This window comes from Shewanella sp. H8, assembly GCF_040285065.1.
GTDB classification, from domain to species: domain Bacteria; phylum Pseudomonadota; class Gammaproteobacteria; order Enterobacterales; family Shewanellaceae; genus Shewanella; species Shewanella polaris.
Map to the genome: position 1 here is coordinate 3,575,941 of NZ_CP157213.1, position 20,116 is coordinate 3,596,056.

General features: G+C 40.2%; 14 protein-coding genes and 1 tRNA gene. 7 read left to right on the forward strand and 8 right to left on the reverse strand.

Features of this window, described 5'->3' with window-relative positions:
• Positions 1-4: 4 nt before the first annotated feature.
• Positions 5-91, forward strand: a tRNA-Leu gene (locus tag ABIS04_RS15420).
• Positions 92-252: 161 nt separating this feature from the next.
• Here the strand turns inward: ABIS04_RS15420 and recJ are convergent.
• The 4 genes from recJ to brnQ all read right to left on the reverse strand — a co-directional run bounded on the left by recJ (position 253) and on the right by brnQ (position 5,301).
• Complete coding sequence (recJ, locus tag ABIS04_RS15425) at positions 253-1,977, reverse strand: single-stranded-DNA-specific exonuclease RecJ (RefSeq protein WP_350431625.1); 1,725 nt, start codon at positions 1,975-1,977, stop codon at positions 253-255.
• A gap of 128 nt (positions 1,978-2,105) precedes the next feature.
• Positions 2,106-2,834 carry a bifunctional protein-disulfide isomerase/oxidoreductase DsbC gene (gene dsbC / locus ABIS04_RS15430; RefSeq protein WP_137225691.1) on the reverse strand — a complete coding sequence of 243 codons (729 nt, stop codon included), beginning with the start codon at positions 2,832-2,834 and terminating at the stop codon, positions 2,106-2,108.
• 141 nt (positions 2,835-2,975) lie between these two features.
• The gene (xerD, locus tag ABIS04_RS15435) at positions 2,976-3,881 is read right to left on the reverse strand and encodes a site-specific tyrosine recombinase XerD (RefSeq protein ID WP_167496045.1); all 906 of its coding nucleotides are present in this window, start codon (positions 3,879-3,881) and stop codon (positions 2,976-2,978) included.
• Between the two features lie 88 nt (positions 3,882-3,969).
• The gene (brnQ, locus tag ABIS04_RS15440) at positions 3,970-5,301 is read right to left on the reverse strand and encodes a branched-chain amino acid transport system II carrier protein (RefSeq protein ID WP_350431626.1); all 1,332 of its coding nucleotides are present in this window, start codon (positions 5,299-5,301) and stop codon (positions 3,970-3,972) included.
• A gap of 480 nt (positions 5,302-5,781) precedes the next feature.
• Here brnQ and ABIS04_RS15445 point away from each other — a divergent pair, with 480 nt between their 5' ends.
• From ABIS04_RS15445 to ABIS04_RS15470, 6 genes are all read left to right on the forward strand, one after another.
• Positions 5,782-6,537 (forward strand): methyltransferase, encoded by a 756-nt coding sequence (locus tag ABIS04_RS15445; protein ID WP_350431627.1) that lies wholly within the window; start codon positions 5,782-5,784, stop codon positions 6,535-6,537.
• Positions 6,538-6,590: 53 nt separating this feature from the next.
• Positions 6,591-7,811 (forward strand): ATP-dependent RNA helicase SrmB, encoded by a 1,221-nt coding sequence (srmB, locus tag ABIS04_RS15450; RefSeq protein WP_137225682.1) that lies wholly within the window; start codon positions 6,591-6,593, stop codon positions 7,809-7,811.
• A gap of 451 nt (positions 7,812-8,262) precedes the next feature.
• On the forward strand, positions 8,263-9,462 hold the full coding sequence (locus ABIS04_RS15455) for an efflux RND transporter periplasmic adaptor subunit (RefSeq protein ID WP_350431629.1): 1,200 nt from the start codon (positions 8,263-8,265) through the stop codon (positions 9,460-9,462).
• Between the two features lie 2 nt (positions 9,463-9,464).
• Positions 9,465-12,617, forward strand: coding sequence for an efflux RND transporter permease subunit (locus ABIS04_RS15460; protein WP_350431630.1), 3,153 nt, complete (start codon positions 9,465-9,467; stop codon positions 12,615-12,617).
• Between the two features lie 142 nt (positions 12,618-12,759).
• Entirely contained in the window at positions 12,760-13,374 is a 615-nt protein-coding gene (locus ABIS04_RS15465; protein ID WP_350431631.1) for a TatD family nuclease-associated radical SAM protein, read from the forward strand.
• Positions 13,375-13,463: 89 nt separating this feature from the next.
• Positions 13,464-15,722, forward strand: a complete 2,259-nt coding sequence (locus tag ABIS04_RS15470; RefSeq protein WP_350431632.1) for a PAS domain-containing protein — start codon at positions 13,464-13,466, stop codon at positions 15,720-15,722.
• Between the two features lie 186 nt (positions 15,723-15,908).
• On the opposite strand, the gene ABIS04_RS15475 is transcribed toward ABIS04_RS15470, so the two are convergent.
• The 4 genes from ABIS04_RS15475 to ABIS04_RS15490 form a co-directional block, all read right to left on the reverse strand.
• Complete coding sequence (locus ABIS04_RS15475; RefSeq protein WP_137225674.1) at positions 15,909-17,357, reverse strand: hypothetical protein; 1,449 nt, start codon at positions 17,355-17,357, stop codon at positions 15,909-15,911.
• Between the two features lie 108 nt (positions 17,358-17,465).
• Positions 17,466-17,930 (reverse strand): hypothetical protein, encoded by a 465-nt coding sequence (locus ABIS04_RS15480; RefSeq protein WP_350431634.1) that lies wholly within the window; start codon positions 17,928-17,930, stop codon positions 17,466-17,468.
• 100 nt (positions 17,931-18,030) lie between these two features.
• Positions 18,031-18,777, reverse strand: coding sequence for a hypothetical protein (locus ABIS04_RS15485; RefSeq protein ID WP_350431635.1), 747 nt, complete (start codon positions 18,775-18,777; stop codon positions 18,031-18,033).
• Between the two features lie 542 nt (positions 18,778-19,319).
• Positions 19,320-20,060 carry a DUF481 domain-containing protein gene (locus tag ABIS04_RS15490; protein ID WP_137225668.1) on the reverse strand — a complete coding sequence of 247 codons (741 nt, stop codon included), beginning with the start codon at positions 20,058-20,060 and terminating at the stop codon, positions 19,320-19,322.
• Between the last annotated feature and the right edge of the window lie 56 nt (positions 20,061-20,116).

The window sequence follows — 20,116 nt, forward strand, 5'->3', positions numbered from 1 at the left end:
TTTTGCAGGTGTGGTGGAATTGGTAGACACGTCAGCTTCAGGTGCTGATGCTCGAAAGGGCGTGGAGGTTCAAGTCCTCTCACCTGTACCAAATAACTTTATACTTTTTACAAAAAGGCCTCGCATTGCGAGGCCTTTTTGTTTTAATTTATTGTACTTAAAGATGATAAATACATTTTAAGACGGCACATAATTTACAATCTCAATACCATTTATCTCTGCTAATAAATGGTATATCAAAGATTAAACCCACTACATAGGTTCAATATAATCCACCATTAACTGCACGGTTTGGTTACCCCTAAACTCATTCACATCTAGTTTATACACCACACGAGCATGCTTAATGGTTGCATCAGGCCATATGGCTAAATCAATATTGAAAGCTATACCATCTAACATCATACTGCCGCATTCTGTCTCTAACAAAAGCTTTAGATGTTTTTCGCCAACTATACGTTGCTGGATAACATTAAACACGCCATCAAACAAAGGCTCTTCAAACGATTGCCCCCATGGCCCTGCATTACGTAATAAAAATGCGGTATCAAGTGTCATTAAATCAGTAGACAACTCACCATCAGAGAGTAACTCTCCCGTCAGCTGTTCATAATCCAAGACTTCCCTTACAGCATTGTCAAAGGCTTGCTTAAACTGCTCGAATGCGTCTTCTTTTAGTGATAATCCCGCCGCCATCGCATGACCACCAAATTTGATTATCATTCCAGGATATAAGCCATTAATGCGTTCAAGTAGATCGCGCATATGTAGACCTTTAATCGAACGGGCCGAACCTTTTATTGCGCCATCACCTGCATCGGCAAAGGCAATAACGGGACGTTGATATCGATCCTTAATCCGTGAGGCTAAGATCCCAATCACCCCCTGATGCCAATCATCTTGAAAAATGGCAATACCCCAGGGTAAATCATCTTCATTGAGCGACACTTTCGATAAACTTTTTAATGCCTCTTGTTGCATGCCGGTTTCAAGCTCGCGGCGCTCTTGGTTTAATCCATCTAGTTCGGCAGCCATTCTTCTGGCCAGAAAAATGTCTTCACATAATAAGGTTTCAACCCCTAAGGCCATTTCATCTAAACGGCCAGCGGCATTTAATCTGGGGCCGACTGCAAAACCAAAGTCTGCGGCAACCATCTTTTCAGGGCTACGTTTTGCAACTTCAAGCAACGCCGTAATACCAACACGACAGCGGCCATTACGAACACGCTGTAATCCTGCATTCACTAAAATACGGTTATTAGTGTCCAACGCCACAACATCAGCGACAGTCCCTAACGCGACAATATCGAGTAATGTTCCTAGATTGGGCTCTGTAATTTTTTGCTGTTGATACCAATTACGCTGTCTTAATTCTGCTCGCAAAGCTGACATGAGATAAAACGCCACCCCAACACCAGCAATAGACTTACTCGCAAACTGACAACCGGGTTGATTTGGATTGACAATAACATCAGCATTGGGCAATGAACTTCCAGGCAAGTGATGATCAGTTACAACAACAGTCATCCCCAACAATTTGGCAGCTGCAACCCCCTCAATTGACGAGATGCCATTATCGACCGTAATGAGTACATCGGCATTTTTACTATAAGCCACCGCAACAATTTCAGGGCTTAAGCCATAACCATAATCAAATCGATTAGGAATAAGGTAATCGACATTGTTAGCCCCCATTAATTTCAATGCTAAGATACATACACTAGTTGACGTGGCGCCATCAGCATCAAAATCGCCAACAATCAATATTGATTGTTGCGCAGCAATCGCATCTGCAATAATCACGGCGGCTTCTGCAAGTCCTTTCATAGTATCTGGACGTAACAACTTATTTAGCACTAATTCACAGTTATCTTCATTAACTCCACGGCGAGCATAGAGTTGTTTCAGTATTGGCGGTAAAGAAGCAGGTAAATGGCTATCATCAACCTGAGGGCGACGGACGATTTTATGAGACAAAAGGCAACCTTAATCGGACGGTAAGAAAATAGAGCATAACAAAAAGGTGAGCCGAAGCTCACCTTGATTTATATTATTAGCACAGACTCTTCGGCTTGGACTTATAATTCAGCGTTAATAAAACTGAATTATAAATTTGATTCGATAGTATTTAATAACTCTGCCGGAGCTTGATAGCCAGGTACCATAACACCATTTTCTAAAATCAATGCTGGTGTGCCGTTAACACCAAACGACACACCTAACTTATACTGCGCAGCAATATCAATACCACAACTAGCCGCTTTAACATTGCCACCGTTTTTAGCTTCTGTCATCGCTTTTAAAGGATCTTTGGCACACCATACTGCTTGCATCTCATCAGCATTAGCAGAAGGAATACCCGCACGAGGGAAAGCTAAATAGCGAATAGTAATGCCTAAATCATTATAACCTTGCATTTGATTGTGTAACTTACGGCAATAGCCGCAATCAACATCGGTAAATACGGTAACAACATGCTTTTCATTTTTGGCTTTGTAAACCAACATATCATCTTCAAATGGCTTGAGTAATTTAATACGAGGTCCAGCTAATGCTGCCTCAGTTAAGTTTTTCATGCCTTTGTCCATATCATACAAATTGCCATGAAATAGCTTGGCGCCATCTTTAGTTACATATAATACGCCACGGTCGGTCAGTGCTTGATATAAACCATCAACTGGAGATTGTTGAATTAATGTCACGTTGACACCCAAGGTCTCAGTGAGTTTTTGCTTTAGTGCTGATTCATTGGAGACATCGGTCGCAGGTGCCGCAGACACTATAGGAGCGATAATAAGGCTGGCAACAAGGGCTAATGCTTTGGTTAACTTCATGATAGTTCCTAAAATTACACGGGTTCGATTAGAATAGACCCGACTTAGTAGATAAAACTTACAGACTTAGTTCCACTAACGCAACTAGACTGACACGCTTAAAATGTAAGGATTTGATCATCCAGGTAATCATTAAGATGCTTACCCCCGCGGATGATGCTGACTATGTAACTGTTGTAAACGCACTTTTGCTACGTGAGTATATATTTGTGTAGTTGATAAATCACTATGTCCCAATAAAAGTTGTACAACCCTAAGATCCGCACCGTGATTCAATAAATGGGTAGCAAAAGCATGGCGTAAGGTATGTGGTGATAAATGACATTGAATACCCGCTCTGGCCGCATACAATTTAATTCGATGCCAAAAGGTTTGTCGAGTCATCATTTGTCCGCGACGTGACGGAAACAACACATCTGACTGCTTCATACTCAATAACTCACCACGAGCAAACTTAATATATTGTTCAACCTCCGCGATGGCAAGCTCACCCAACGGAACCAAACGCTCTTTTCCTCCCTTACCCATGACCCGAACCAAGCCTTGACGCAAACTAATTTGTTCCATGGTTAAACTCACCAATTCAGTTACTCGTAATCCGGTCGCATACAAGAGTTCCAACATCGCTTTATCGCGATGCTCAATGGCTTCTTCGGTATTTGGCTCGGATAATAAACTGTCGATTTGCGCCTCTGACAATGTATCCGGCAATTGACGAGCTAACTTAGGAGACTTAATTAATGCAGTTGGATCTTGGCTAATTTTCTGCTTAACCAATAAGTAAGCATAAAAACGCCGTAAACTACTGAGTAATCTTGCGGTACTACTTTTAGCAAAGTTTTTATCAAAACGTACAGCGAGATAATCACGCAGTACTCCCTGATCGACTTGCAGCAAATTCAGCCCTTTGGCCAAAACATAACGATCTAAATTTTGTAAGTCTGTACGATAGGATACCAAGGTATTATTACTTAACCCATTAGTTGACCATACGTCATCAATAAACTGGTTAATTAAAGGATTCGGTTGATAAGCAAGTTTGGCCAAAGCAGTATCCAGTAAATAATAAAAACGACGCTAGATAATTTATCATAACGTCGTTGTATTGATTTGTTTATTATGACCTATTTATCGTTTAAACAACCGCTTTATTATCCATTTTTTTAGGTAAAAACAAACAAACAATTGCAGTCAATGCCGTAGGTAGTAACCAAGCCATTCCTTCTGCATGCAATGGCAGAAAATCAAGGAAACTCATGTCCATACCAGCCGTTTTTAAACCATCGAAAATACCAAAAAAGAGTGCAACACTAAGTACTAGACGATGGGAAAACTCTGGCCGCGCAAAGCGTTCTGTTAAAAAAGTCACCAATACCAATGCGATCGCAACGGGGTAAATGGTCATTAGTACAGGAATACTGATACTAATTAACTGCGTTAGGCCAACGTTGGCAACGGTGGCACAAATCATACTTAACACCACTACCAGCAATTTATAAGACAAGCTTGGCATTAACTCATTGAAGAACTCAGAACATGCCGTCACCAAACCAATCGCAGTAGTTAAACATGCTAGCGTCACAACCGTTGACAACATTAATGAGCCGATTCCGCCAAAATGATGAGTCACATAGTTTGTTAAAATTTGTCCGCCATTCTCTGCACCAATAGCAAAATCACCAGCAGAAGCACCAAGATAAAACAACGAAACATACACAAAACCTAAACCACCAGCAGCGATGAATGCTGCACGCACTAAATACTTAGTTTGATCAGCTAGATCGTTAACGCCTTTTTTGCGTAATAAATCGATAATTAACATACCAAACATCAAAGATGCCAAGGTATCCATGGTGTTATAACCCTCAATAATGCCTTTGGTTAATGGGTTATTAATATACTCACCGACAGGCGTATTCACCTCTGCGCCAGGAATAATAATCACTGAGCAGGCTAAACCCACCAATAATAAAATCAATACCGGCGTAAGTATTTTGCCCACGCTATCGAGCAACTTGCCTGGAAATAAAGAGAGAAACATCACGATAGAGAAAAACACTAGCGTAAAAATAAGTTGTGCAATACTGAACTCTTTACCACCTAACATCATCAATGCGTCAGGGTTACTGATAAAAGGCCTTGCTCCTATTTCAAACGCCACCAAAGCAGTACGCGGGGCAGCAAATGCAGGACCGATAATAATGTAAATAGCAATGGCTAACGCCGTTGCTGCAAATGCTGGTAATAACGCCATTACTTTACCATTAGCTTTGGCAACAGCGATTAAGCCTATCAATGGCATACCCACAGCGGTAATTAAGAAACCTAACATCGCAAAGGACATATTCTCGCCAGCAAGCATGCCAGCAAAAGGTGGGAAAATTAAGTTACCCGCACCTAAAAAAAACGCAAAGGTCATAAACCCTAACCCTAGCGTATCAGTCACACTCATTTTGGTTGTTTGCACTACTCGCCTCATTTTATTGTTATGTTTTTTAACAAACCTAATTGATTACAGCGTAATTAGCTACTGTTGAACTGAACTAACAACAAATTGTAAAGTTAAAAATACACTTAAAAATAGTAAAACTTTTATTAAAAGTAACGAAATAACTCGTTAGATCTGAATTCAACGACACATCCCTGACGAAATAACCTAAATTAGACTTTTTACTCAACTTTACGTCTAAAAAAGTGCGCAAACTAATATCAAATATCACCTATATACTCAAGCTTAAGCAGGGCGAACAATTAAAATAAGTCATTTTAGTTACCATTTGTGGCAGGACTTGTGCACATATTCACCACGCCTATGAACGTTACGTTAAATTACATAACAAAAACTCAACCATTACAGACAGTGACAATTAACACGCGACAGTAAAAACCAAAGCAGTTATGATCCCGTTCGAGTCATTCAAGCAGCCGAAAGAGTAATCTATTACCTATGTCTTTTACGTTTAAACAATTTCATATCGATGATAAAGAATGTGGTATGGCTGTGAGTACTGATGCGGTTTTACTCGGAGCATGGGCTGAATTGACACAATCTAGTTATATTCTAGATATTGGTGCAGGAAGCGGTTTGCTCAGCTTAATGGCAGCACAACGAAGCCCTCACCACACCAGTATTATTGCAGTAGAAATAGACAATGCTGCAGCAAAGGCTTGCCAATTTAATATTAAGCGAAGCCCTTGGTCAGAGACAGTGCAACTATTTCACGGTGCTATTCAAGACTTTCAACAGCAACACAATAACAATGATGAGCCATTATTCGACCATATTATTTGTAACCCCCCCTACTTTGAGCAGGGTACTCAGGCCAAAAACAGCGCGCGAGCAGATGCAAGACACACCAACACCTTGTCATTCGCTGAATTACAAAGCGTGATCAGCCAATTACTGGCGCCTCAAGGCACGGCAAGTGTTATTTTACCACGGCAAAGTTTAACCAGTTTTACTCAACAACTCAGCGCTTATAGTCTATTTGTTGCAAAGCAGTTTGATATCATTAGCATTGAGGGAAAGGTAGCTAACAGATCAATATTGGCAATCCAGCACAAGCCAATAACAAGCGAACCGCCAACACTCGCTAATCCAGCTGTTGAAACCCAGCACCACCAGATGACGATCCGCGATAAACAAGGACGATACAGCGAAACAATGATAGATTTATGTCGCCCATTCTACTTAAAGCTTTAGCCTGCTCATTAGGTCAGCTATAATACTCAACTATTTTTCAGCGAGACCAGCGCATGCAATTTGAAGATTTCCAGCTCGACCCTAGCTTATTAGAGTCACTCAAGGCCATGGGACACAACACCCCTACCACCATTCAGCAGCAAACCATTCCATTGGCCATGGATCAGCGGGATATTTTAGCGCGTGCGCCAACCGGCACGGGAAAAACGGCCAGCTTTTTACTGCCCGCATTGCAACATTTAATCGATTTCCCGCGTCGTTTTGAAGGTCAAGCACGTATTTTAGTGCTAACACCAACTCGCGAATTAGCCAGTCAAATTCATCGTTACGCCAGCCATTTAGCCACTGGACTCGATCTTAATATCGTCATTATTACTGGCGGTGTGCCATATGGCCCACAAGAAGAAGCATTAGAAAATAACGTCGACTTGTTAATCGCCACCCCGGGTCGATTAATGGAATACTTAGACAAAGATAAATTTGACGCCACTGAAGTTGAAATTTTAATCATTGATGAAGCTGACCGTATGCTTGATATGGGATTCTCATCAGTGGTGCAATCTATTGCCATTGAAGCTCAAGGTCGCAAACAGAATATGTTGTTTTCTGCCACGCTTGAAGGCAATGGTGTAAACCGATTTGCTCGTGAATTGTTAAACGATCCAATCATGGTAGATGTAGAAGCACCACGCAGTGAAAAAGCCAAAGTGCATCAATGGATTCACTTAGCTGATGATCAAGCGCATAAATTTGCATTGTTATGCCATATTCTTCAACAAGAAAATGTTAAACGCACCATAGTGTTTGTAAAAACACGCGAAATGGTTGCTAGTTTGGAAGGGTTACTACTAAAAGCCAATATTCCTTGTGCATTTATGCGTGGCGATATGGAACAGAAAAAACGCTTCCAAGCACTTGGGCGTTTTTCTAAAGGCGAAGTCAATGTGTTATTGGCTACCGATGTAGCAGCTCGAGGAATTGATGTTGATGATATTACCCATGTGATTAACTTTGACATGCCCCGCTCTGCTGATGCGTACGTCCATCGAATTGGCCGCACTGCACGCGCAGGCGCCAAAGGAACCGCAATCTCATTGGTTGAAGCACACGATATGCGGATTATCTCTAAAATCGAACGTTATATTGAGTTGCCACTTAAACGCCGTGTCATTGAAGAGCTTCGCCCTAAACACAAAGAAGCCAAAGTGCCAGGTAAGAAAAAAGCGAATGCCAAAGATGCTCGAGTGAAATCGAAAAAGTATAAGAAAAAATAACGTCTAGGCTGATTTATGTTGCCCCTAAAATAAGGCGCCAACTAAATATTAAAGCGAATTACTGAGTAATTCGCTTTTTTATCCCTAAAGCACTATATATCATCATTAACTAGACTTAATATCGCAACAAAGTGTCAAGATGTGTCAATTTATGCACAAAAAACACCCATCGGTAAAATCTTCCCTAAACCGTTAATTGCTATGAATTAAAACTCAAATAATGTATTTTATCCCAAATCATATATGCTAAAAAACCCCGTTTATTAAGCTTTAATTGTCATATCATAAAAAAACGCAAAATTTGAAACATTTTATTTACATCAAACTATTTAGATAAACGCCATACTCTGTTAATTTAGATGATATGAGTAATAAAATGAATCTGAATGAACATGTTAGCCAACGAAGTTAACTGTCTTTAGCATTATTTCAGCATGGATACGCAAAAGAAATGATAAAAATAATACTTAGAAGATTGTCACCACTCCTGATTATTGCCGTGTTTGTTGCCGCAGCCATGTTGCTTATCAGCACGCAAGAAGCTCCCGAGCAAAAAGATGAACCCGTCAGTGTACCGATTATTGACGTGCAAACCGTCACACCACAAACCTTATCGCTTAATTTACCGTCGTACGGCGTAGTTAACCCTAAATATAAAACTCAGCTAGTCACCGAAGTCCAAGGGCGAATGCTGAATATTTCAGCCAATTTTGTTGCCGGTGGCGTGGTTAAAAAAGGCGAACAACTGGCCATTATCGAACCATCAGATTACGAAGCCGATCTCATTCAGGCAGAAGCGACATTGGCACAAGCAACAGCCGAATTAAATGAAGAAAAAGCCCGTGGCGTCGTCGCAAAAATTGAATTTAAAGATTTTGGTAACGGTTTACCGCCAGAACTGGGATTACGCATTCCTCAGCTGAAAAAAGAACAAGCCAACGTCAAATACGCCGAAGCTGCTTTAGCCCGCGCACAACGTAACCTAGCGCGTACGGTTATCCGCGCCCCCTTTGACGGCATCATTAAGGCCCGCAATGTCGACTTAGGTCAGTATGTTACGTTAGGCACAAACCTCGGTGAGCTATACGACACCAGTATTGCCGAAATAAGATTGCCATTAGCAAATGAAGATCTCGCTTATTTAGAGTCTGTCGATAACCCTGAAACTGGAGTCACACTTACGGCATTGCTAGCAGGTAAACCAGTCTCTTGGAAAGGCAACATCGTGCGCAGCGAAAATGTCATCGACGAAGAGACTCGCATGGTGTATTTAGTAGCAGAAATTCGTGATCCATATTTGCGCAAAAACAAAACCGAAGGTCAATTACCCTTAAAATATGGCAGTTTTGTTAATGCAATCATCACAGGTCGAACCGTTAATGATGTGGTAAAACTACCTCGACATGTGGTGCGCAATGGTCAGGTTGCCGTAGTGGGTGCAGATAACATTATTGAAATTCGCCCAGTGAATATTATTCGCTCAGACATTGATACCATTTATATTCAAGGCAGTTTCAAAGCAAATGAGCGTGTATCAACCACTAGCATTAACAGCTTGAATTCTGGACAAGTCATCAAAGTATTGGGTGAAGAAACCAAGACTGAGCCAGTCGATACTGACACCCAAGCCGCTACGACTGCAGGTGAATAATAATGGATACTAATAAAGGAATTATCGCCTGGTTTGCTCGCAATAGTGTCGCCGCCAACTTACTGATGGCAGCCTTGCTTATTGGCGGTTTGTTTAGTGCTGTACTGATTAATAAAGAAATATTTCCAACCTTTGAATTAAACCTTATCAATATCAATGTGGCCTACCCCGGTGCTGCGCCACAAGAAATTGAAGAAGGTATTAATATAAAAATAGAAGAAGCCATTCAAGATATCAGCGGGATTAAAAAAGTGACGTCGATTGCCAGTGACAGTGTTGGCTCGGTGACGATTGAAGTAGAAGACGGCTACGAAGTGCAACAAGTGCTAGATGAAGCTAAACTGCGTATCGATGCTATTGCGACCTTTCCAGATAACATCGAAAAACCTAATATTTACCAAATAAAGCCAGAAAACAATGTGATTTGGGTGTCTGTCTATGGCGACATGACCCTACATGACATGAAAGAAATGGCAAAAGCGATCAGAGACGATATCACCGATTTACCTGCTGTCACTCGCGCGAAAGTCACTGGTGTTCGCGACTATGAAATCGGCATTGAACTGTCTGAAGACAAGTTGCGTGAATATGGTATTACCTTTACCCAAGTCGCTTTAGCGGTGCAAAACTCATCGATTGATTTACCCGGGGGCTCTATTCGAGCCCAAGACGGTGACATCCTACTGCGCACCAAAGGCCAAGCTTATACCGCTGCTGACTTTGCCCAAATTGTGGTAGAAACTCGCGCAGACGGCAGCCGGATTATGTTACCGCAAGTTGCCACCATTAATGATGATTTTGAAGAGCGTCTAGAATACACTCGCTTTAACGGCAAACCTGCTGCCGTCATTGAAATTACCAGTATTGACGATCAAAATGCGTTAGATATTTCATCACAAGTTAAGGCCTATGTTGCCGAACGTAAAAAAAGCTTACCAAGCAATATTCAACTTGATACCTGGGGAGATTTAACTCACTACCTGCAAGGCCGTTTAAACATGATGTTGTCAAACATGTTTTATGGCGCCCTGCTGGTATTTATTATTCTGGCTTTGTTCTTAGATCTTAAGCTCGCTTTTTGGGTCATGATGGGCTTACCGGTGTGCTTTTTGGGCACCATGCTACTCATGCCACTTGAGCCGTTTAACATGTCGATTAACATGCTGACCTTATTCGCGTTTATTCTGGTGCTGGGGATCGTCGTCGACGATGCCATTGTCATCGGCGAAAGTGCCTATACCGAGTTAGAAGAAAACGGCCACTCGTTGGATAACGTGGTAAAAGGAGTACAAAAAGTGGCCATGCCAGCCACTTTTGGGGTTCTCACTACTATTGCGGCCTTTATCCCGATGATCATGGTCTCAGGACCCATGGGCATTATTTGGAAATCCATCGGTATGGTGGTGATTTTGTGTTTAGCGTTTTCGCTGATCGAATCAAAGCTGATTCTACCTGCACATTTAGCTCACATGAAAATAAAAAAACGTAAAGTACCGACACATGTATTCTCACGTATTAAATTTGCTATCAACGAATGGCTTCAGCATTTTATTCATAACACCTATCGCCACTTCCTCGAACGTTGTATTAAACATCGTTATAACGTTGTTGCGGTGTTTGTTGGAGTATTAATTCTATCGTTAGCTTTGGTGCAGAGCGGTAAAGTTCGCTGGGTTTTCTTTCCAGATATTCCATCTGACTTTATTCAAGTTCAACTTGAAATGGAAGAAGGTAGCTCTGAACAGAACACCTTAAAAGTGCTTCAACAAGTGGAAGATGCGTTGTACAAAATGAACGCCAAACTTGAAGATCAATACGGTTACCCAATGGTAAAGCACAGCTATATTGAACTAAGTTCGCGCAGCAGTGCCTTTGTGTTTACCGAGCTGACTAAAGGTGAAGACCGAGAAATAGACGGTGTGGCGATTGCTGAAGAATGGCGCAAGCAATTACCCGAGTTATTATCAGTTAAAAAGCTTAACATCAATGCCAGTACCAACGATGCTGGCGGCGACTTATCGTTCCGCTTAACAGCAACCGACTTAGACCAGTTATCTGAAGCGGCCAAAGTGCTTAAAGCTAAATTGGCCACTTACGAAGGCGTGTATGATATTACTGATAACTTCTCATCAGGTTCACACGAGATCCGCTTAAACATTCGTCCAGAAGCAGAAGCGCAAGGGCTAACATTGTCTGATTTGGCTCGCCAAGTCCGTTACGGCTTTTATGGTTATGAAGCCCAACGTATTTTACGTAATAAAGAAGAAGTTAAAGTCATGGTGCGTTACCCACTAGAGCAACGTCGTACTGTGGGTGATCTTGAAAACATGCTTATCCGCACACCGTCTGGTGCCGCAGTACCATTTTCAACCGTGGCAGATATTGAGTTAGGCGAGTCATATGCGTCTATCACCCGTGTTGATGGTCGTAGAGCTATCACCATTTCGGCCAATGTGAATAAGGATAACGTTGAACCATCGAAAGTGGTCGCTGAAATTCAGGAAGATTTTCTACCTGAATTAACTGCGCGATTCCCTAAAGTGGCTTCAGCTTTGGATGGCGGCAGCTTGGATGAGCAAAATGCCATGTTAGGGTTAGCACAAGGCTTTTTCTTTGCTATGTTTACCATTTACGCCTTAATGGCTATTCCATTAAAATCGTACACTCAACCACTTATTATCATGTCGGTGATCCCGTTCGGCATGATTGGCGCCTTGTTTGGTCATTACATTCTTGGCTTATCCATGAGCGTATTAAGCTTGTGCGGTATTGTGGCGTTAGCTGGGGTAGTGGTAAACGACTCGCTGATTTTGGTCGACTTTGTTAACCGAGCACGCGAAGAAGGTAAATCGTTGATGCAGTCGGCAATCGACTCTGGTTGTTATCGCTTTAGAGCAATTATTTTAACCTCACTCACTACCTTTGTTGGCTTAGTACCGATTATTATGGAAAAAAGCTTACAAGCTAAAATTGTCATTCCAATGGCAACTTCTTTAGCGTTCGGCATTTTGTTTTCTACTGTAGTGACGCTGATTTTAGTTCCTGTGCTGTATATTATCCTTGACGATATAAAACGTACATTAAGCCGTTTTTACCTCTGGTGGTGGCAACCTAAAGCAGTTACAGAACCATTAAGTTCTGACGATCACCATTAACCACGTTAACCACTATTGTTAATCTAAAAAAACAGTGCTAAATAAGCACTGTTTTTTTGCTTTAAAACTGCGAGCTGAGCAACATAGTTACCATCTGTATTTAGCTACAATACTGGCCATGTTCTCCATGGTAAAAACGGTTATGACCACAACCTCAGCTATGCCAACCTTAGTTTACGATATCGGCAATCACCGTTATCTCAATATTACGGCAAGATGCACATTAAGATGCCAGTTCTGCCCCAAGCATAATGGTTCGAAGCAAGTGCACGAGTACGACTTATCTCTCACTCAACGTATTACCGCAGAGGATATTATCCCCTTATTAGGTAATGTAAATGAAGTGGAAGAATACGTATTTTGCGGCTTTGGTGAACCCACTTTAAACCTTGAGTGTTTGCTTGAAGTTGCCCGAGAGATAAAAGCACAAGGTGGACACGTAAGGCTGAATACTGATGGTTTAGGTAATCACTTTCACCGTCGTAATATTTTGCCAGAGCTCAGCCAATACATAGACAGTATATCAATTTCACTCAATGCCGATACAGCAGAAAGCTACCAACAACACTGTCGTCCCAAGCTTGAAAACTCATATGAGGCACTGCTTGAATTTATTCAACTGGCTCCTAAATATATACCTCAAGTGCAAGTGAGTGCCATTAATGGACTGGCTAATGTAAACATTGAACGTTGCCGCATTATCGCAGAACAAAACGGCGCAATATTTAAACAACGCGAGTTAGATGTCATTGGTTAAACAAACCAGATCTATTAGTGGATAGACGTTTTCGCCAAAGAAGGCTTCATGTTAGTATTGTTGCAAGAGAATGCTAAAAAAGTGGCACAATGTCTAAACACAAATCAGTGGGTTCTTCAAACACGTTATTAATTTCATCACAAGCGACTCATTGGTCTCAACAGCACATTCTTTCGCTGTTAAGCCAACTGATTATTTTATTAATTGCGGTGTTTATTATCACTAGCATGGTGGTCAATTTAGGCGAACGTCGCCTACAAGAAGATTGGGCCGACCAGCGTTACAGTGAATTACAAACAGTCGCTTCTTTGGCGTCAGACAAAGTATCATTTTTGCAATTTAGAACTCAAACCATTGCAAAAGATGAATTACTGCGGCAATACCTGCTAAACCCATCAGAAAAACTGAAATTAAAAACCATCAAAAGATGGGACTCATTAACTGAAAATATACCAGAGCTTCTTGATCTGGCATTATTTAACCCTCAAGGAGAACTTCAGTTTTCCACTACGGGGAGTTTCAATAACATGCAGCTACCAGCAACATTATTGGGCTCAAGTAAAAATATGGGTGGCAGTGATATTTACACTTCACCAATGGCATTTACTCCCATTAATGGCATATTAGAACCTTATTTTTACCAGTTATCATGGATAGAGAATCCAGACCAAAGTATTAATGGTTATTTGGTCACTTACAATTCTATTGTTAAATTACTTGAAACAATAAAACCCGCTTTTTTCAACCAAAACTCGCCATTACTGCTGCTTGATACTCAAGGCTTCCTGTATGCGGGAGCCAACCAACCTACTCCATTAAACAGCATGCCTGACACTTTAGGAGCCAGTTTAAAACAAACTAACCCCGAGTTATGGCGAGTGATGGCAATGAATAACTTTGGTCAGTTTCATAGCCAAGATTCAACTTTTGTATATTTAAAAGTTGAATTAACTAGCCAATATGAAACTAAAAGAGAATACTTTTTATTATCTTACATACGCCATGATGATATTGCAGCTCGGTATGCACAATGGCGAATGACGATCATTATTGCGGGATGCCTAATCGCACTATTTGCTAGCTTACTGATTATATTAAGGCATCGATTTGTCCTAGAGCGACGAGCAAAACAAAATAGCGTCCAATTGAGTAACGGTCTATTTAACAACGAATTGAGCTGTTTAATTGTCAATGATAGTGGCCGCATCCAAAGTGTAAATGCTAAAGCATCTGCAGCCTTATCACTGCCAATTGATGCCCTCAAAGATCGCAGCATACAAAGAGTACTGCATCTTGATGATGATCGTTTCCATCAAATTAAAGAGGCGTTAACGCTTCATAACCAATGGCGAGGTGAAATCAATTTAGAAACACTTAATAGTAGTATGTTACAGACTCACATTCGCAACGAAAAATGCCCTAACAGTAATGAGCATTACTGGTTGGTCACATTTGAAGATATTACCGCATTAATTGATAGTCAGCGCCAAGCCTATCTCTATCACTTAATGAGCAATGGTGCAGTTGCTTCGGCGCTCACAGATGCCAATGGAGCAATCATAAAATATAATCACCAATTTGATCTGCTGATGTCTTTACACGGAGACTCTAATATTTCGCTCACCGAGTTGCTCGGTGAGGAACTGGATAATCAATGGCAAAATATTACCGCACAAATTAGTTTACAAGGTGAATGGACTGCGCAAATTATGCCATTTAACCATAGCCGTTTTACACATTGCTTAAAAACAACGTTAACAGGTCAACTTACATTTGAAGGGGATATTGAATTTCTTATTTGCACCTTTGAAGAAACGACTCCCGCGATATCAGTCCAAAACAGCAGTAATATAATAGGTCATCGCAGCGCCATTGTATTACGCTTAAACGAGCTTGAAGATTACTTTATTAATCTTAACGAGCTCACCAAAGAAAATTCAAGCTTACTGGTGATGGACATCAATCCAGAAAGCATTTTCAGCAATATGGGTAATATAAGTCAACTTGAAAAGTGCCAAAAAGACATTGAACTGCAATTACTGATTAAGTTACCACTTAATTATCAAATTGCTCAATGGCAACTTGGAAAGCTGGTCATTTTAATGCCTGAGACCAATGCGAATTCAGCACATAAATATGCCATTAATATAATGCAACGATTAGAAGAAATGAATTTAGGCGCAGGGATTAATATTGGCATAGCGAGCTATTTGCAAGCGCAAAGTTTAGATCAATATCTAGCTCATGCTGAAATAGCATTAAAACGTGCAAAGCAGTCCGTTGATCAAAATATTTGCCAAGCTTTTACTCGTTCAATTGATAATGACAACCTCCACGAAAGTGATTAACTCAAACACTTTGCGTAACGGTAAATTCTTTGCGTAACTGTAGTATGTGACTTTAAAAATTGTATTGTCGTCAGCCAAATAAATTTCGCTTATCGCGGGTTGTTAACCTAAATTAACAACCCGCGATATATTGGCAATACTCCCTCATCTTAAGCCACTCCCCTTGTATAAGCATTGTTCAATACACTATTCATGAACACGGGGATGAGGATTACTGGTAATGTCAGTAAGAATATCATCTGATTCAAGTTTAAAGGGCTGTATATTATCCGGCAGCTGACTTTCTTTAATTTCAACAATACTTGAACGATTCATTGTCACTTTAAAACGCGCATATTCCGGTTGTTTTTTACCATCACGCAACACCGCAACCAAATTAACTTGATAGCGACGCTCAACAGACTCATTACTAATATTACCTTCGTTTTCTGAATATATTTTGGCTTTCCCGCGCTCTAAATGACGAGCAAAAGGCACTAAACTGAAGTTAACTTGCTCTTGAATTTGCGAATAGTCGGCTTCAAAAGGCTTATTGGTAACCTTAGTAGCGATACGATAATGCAGCACTTCTGAGTCCACTTTGTTTTGACTATGGCGTTGCTTCATAATTTCAGTTACTACATCAGGGATATCTTGGCTGCGCATAAACTCTAGCCAAACAAGTTGTTTTGCAACCACTGTTTGGGTAGTTGTATCGCGTAAAATACGACTCCAGCGAGGACGTCCTCGTTGAATAAACCGCCACATCGCATTTCGAATGTCCTCTTTGAAAATTTCCCTGAAGCCATAAATAACAGCCAACGTGAGTAATAACGTTAAAGTCAGTTCATTAAAGAAACCTTGAGCTTTTATAATCATCGCTGACACCACCAGCATAACTAAGCCCGTAGCAATTCCTGTAACGAATTTTTTAAGCCCTACGCCTAAAGGTTTTAACTCTTCTTTTAAGACAACCCCTTGCTGAATAAGACGCCTTAACAGCAACATTTTATTAGAGATTCGGTTAGCATCTAGCTGAGTTTGCACTGAATTATATTTACGCTCTTGTTCTCGATAATGATTTTCGCCACGACATAAGCTCAACACTTTATCTTTAACATCACTATAATCAGCACTTCTAGGGCTACGAGATAATGTCTTTAATAGTTGCTGTTCGCAAAACCAAGATAAGTAATTATCAGCATGTTCAAAATAAGATTTCCACTTAGGATCACTAGGTTCATTACGACGAAACTTTTTTAACAATTGCGTCACCACATCACAAAGCTCATCCAGCTCAGGATAAAACTCACTAGGATCAGTTTTTTGATGTAATTCTTTACCATCAGTTTCAATAGCAACAGCAAATTGGTATGCGAATAAATTAAGGTATAAACGAAACTCTTCTATGGTTCGTTTATTTAAACTGATAAAACGAGACTGAACTAAAGGTAAATGAAGGCCTTTAGAATAATAAGAACGGCGTCCGAGAATACCACTGTGATAATACTCTTCTTCATCAAAGGTATGCGAACCAACACCCATTTCGGTTGGTAAATAAAAATACAGATCAAATACCCGTTGGTCTCCAGGGCCCATTTGATGGCTGAATTTTATTGATAATGCTTCTTCTTGTTTTACTTTAACTTTTGCCACTATATTTGTTCACACACCTTTTTTCATCAACACAGACCCACTATACCGTAAAGGGAATATTAAGCTAAAAGTTAATTTATTCAATGAAAATTAGTCAGAACTATGCTGTTAATTTATCTGACAAGCCCACACATTATTGCTTGGAACAAAATCTAGCCTTGCCTTGGTTAAAGTTTTATCTAAATAGCTTATCTGAATCTGTTGAGATACACCTACCTCCTCTGCTAACAGTTCCTCTGCAGCAATACTAAATTCATTCTCCAAGTATGGACGTAACAGGCTATTATCTTGCCAGTCAATCGGTTGCAACGTTAATACTAAATGGTACGTTAATGAACCTATATCAAGTAGCTCAACCTCACCAAATAATTGCGCGATTTCTATGCCACTTGTTAATGACTGTAACCGATAAGTTAGCTTTGCTTGATTATTTTCAATACTGAACGTTAACTCAGCATTACTTTTTTCAACGGTTAACGGTAATTCACCTAAGTGATTAAAATAACCATCAGCACGACAATCAAAATGCCATACATTAGGAGGGTTGTTAACGCGATGAAGAACATAGGTCACAGTAAACGTAATTAGCACCAAACTTAATATAAAAAAAAGTTTTCCCCTTGAGGATTGTAAAAATCTGCGTATTTTTATATGCCATAATCGAGTCATTGATCTAGCCACAAATATGTACCTTTTGCAGCCATTGCTGGGTAATAAATGGCGAACTCATGTCATCAACACTGACTTTAAGACTACTGACCACAGGTTCAATCTCACTAGAATCAATCAAAATAAAACTAATATAGTGTTGATTGGAAGATAAAGCCATCGTGATAGAATCCCAGCGTACATGGTGACATAAGCGTAATTGTGAAGCTAAGCAGTCTGCATGTAATAGCACATCTTGTTGATTATCACTTCCAAACACAAATAGTCGAATAACGTGTCCATTTTGCGTTAACACTTGCCGCAATACATCTGCCTGTGTAAACAGAGGGGGATTAAGATTTGAGTAAACAAATAATAATGCACTTAAGAGAATAACGATAATAAATAGATACTGACCGGAAGAGAGTAGTCGATTAGGTAACTCCAATATTTTAGTACGCTTATTCATCGCTGTAGCGTATAGAACCACCCCTTGATCAGGCACATATTCAATCATATTCACATGACGTTGACACAAATAATTAATAATTTTACTGATAATATCCAGTAGTTCAGAATGAGGTATTTGCTGGGGACTGTCGCCAGATATTGCGACAGTTTGAAGCATAGAGAGAGGAACCACTTGGCCGCGATGCAGAGCCAACTGATTTAAGACCCAGTATTCATGATCATTTAAATGCCACTGGGTCGCCGTGGTCTGGTCGATCAGCATACGTTCTGTATTGTCGAACCAACAACATCCTAATTGCATCGCACTGTCTCAGTGTATCGACTGATAAAAAAAGTATACTCTCAAAAGAAGCGCTAAATGGATTCCTTGGTCACGATCTTGTGGATAAGATTATTATTTGTGAGCGAGTCCGCGAATAGTACGATTTTTATGCGCAAAGTATAATTGCATGATAACGAATATAAAAATCGCAAATTTCATTATTATTGTTACAGTGATTGAGATAGAAATGGTTCATTTCATTTGAATCAAACTATAAAAGAACACCTCATAGTATCAATTCTTGGATAGAAATAAGTATTAATTATAATAACTCTATAACGAATGAATTGTAGAACGAATAATCGTAGCCGTGATCGCTGCATTGGCAATAATAAGCCCTTCACTATCCAGTGACTAGGTTAGTTCAATGGGAAAAAGTCATTAATATATAAATAAAGTGGTGAGAGAGTTAGTGCTGTATAAGCTAAATATTACACTTATTTTAAATCAGCCATAAAAAAAGCTGGCAGAGCCAGCATTTTTATACTTACATTATAGGTTACATAATTTATGCAGCTAACTTAAAATGAATATAATAATGTCATGTTTGTTTCTGTATCAGTGCTTTCTTTATCATCAAGCGGTTCACTGTTATAACGAACAATAACGGCAAATTTCATCGCTAGAGCACCAACAATATTTGCCGTTAATGAGGTTTCAGAACGAGCATCTAATTTACTACCCCAATCGGCAATAAATTTCTGCTGGAACTTAGATGAATCACTGATCTTGGTTTGGAAATCAATCACCGCGTGAGCAACAACGCTGTCGTCGCTATCATAACCTTCCGCCAGTGCTGATTCGTCATCAAGTTGTTGATATATATAACCAGGACCCGCTTCTGCTTTTAACGACATTCTATCGGTATCAATAAAACGGTGACCATAACCAGCTGAAGTCGTTGAAGTGAAATCATAACCCGTGAATGGATCCACTTCATAGTTAGTATTAGCAAATAAATAGCTCACATCATTAATTTGATAGTCGCCTTGTACACCAAGAAAATAACGCTTTGCAGTCACTTCATCAGTATCTTCTTTGTACAGTCCTTCTAATACATACTCGTTTTCCCAGTCACCTAATTCTTGTTTTAACGCGAAGCGCGCTTTAAACGAAGAAGTATCAGTATTACCAGTGGTTAAAGTCGCACCTAATTCTGCTTCACCAGCAAGAGTGGCATCACCTTCAACAAACTCACTTCCAGCATGTGCTGCAAATGGCATGGTTAGTGTAATAGCTGCAGTAAGTAGCAGTTTTTTCATGTCATTTCGTCCTTTATTTACGATTTACAAACCTAATGTGGGGTCATGCGCTTAAA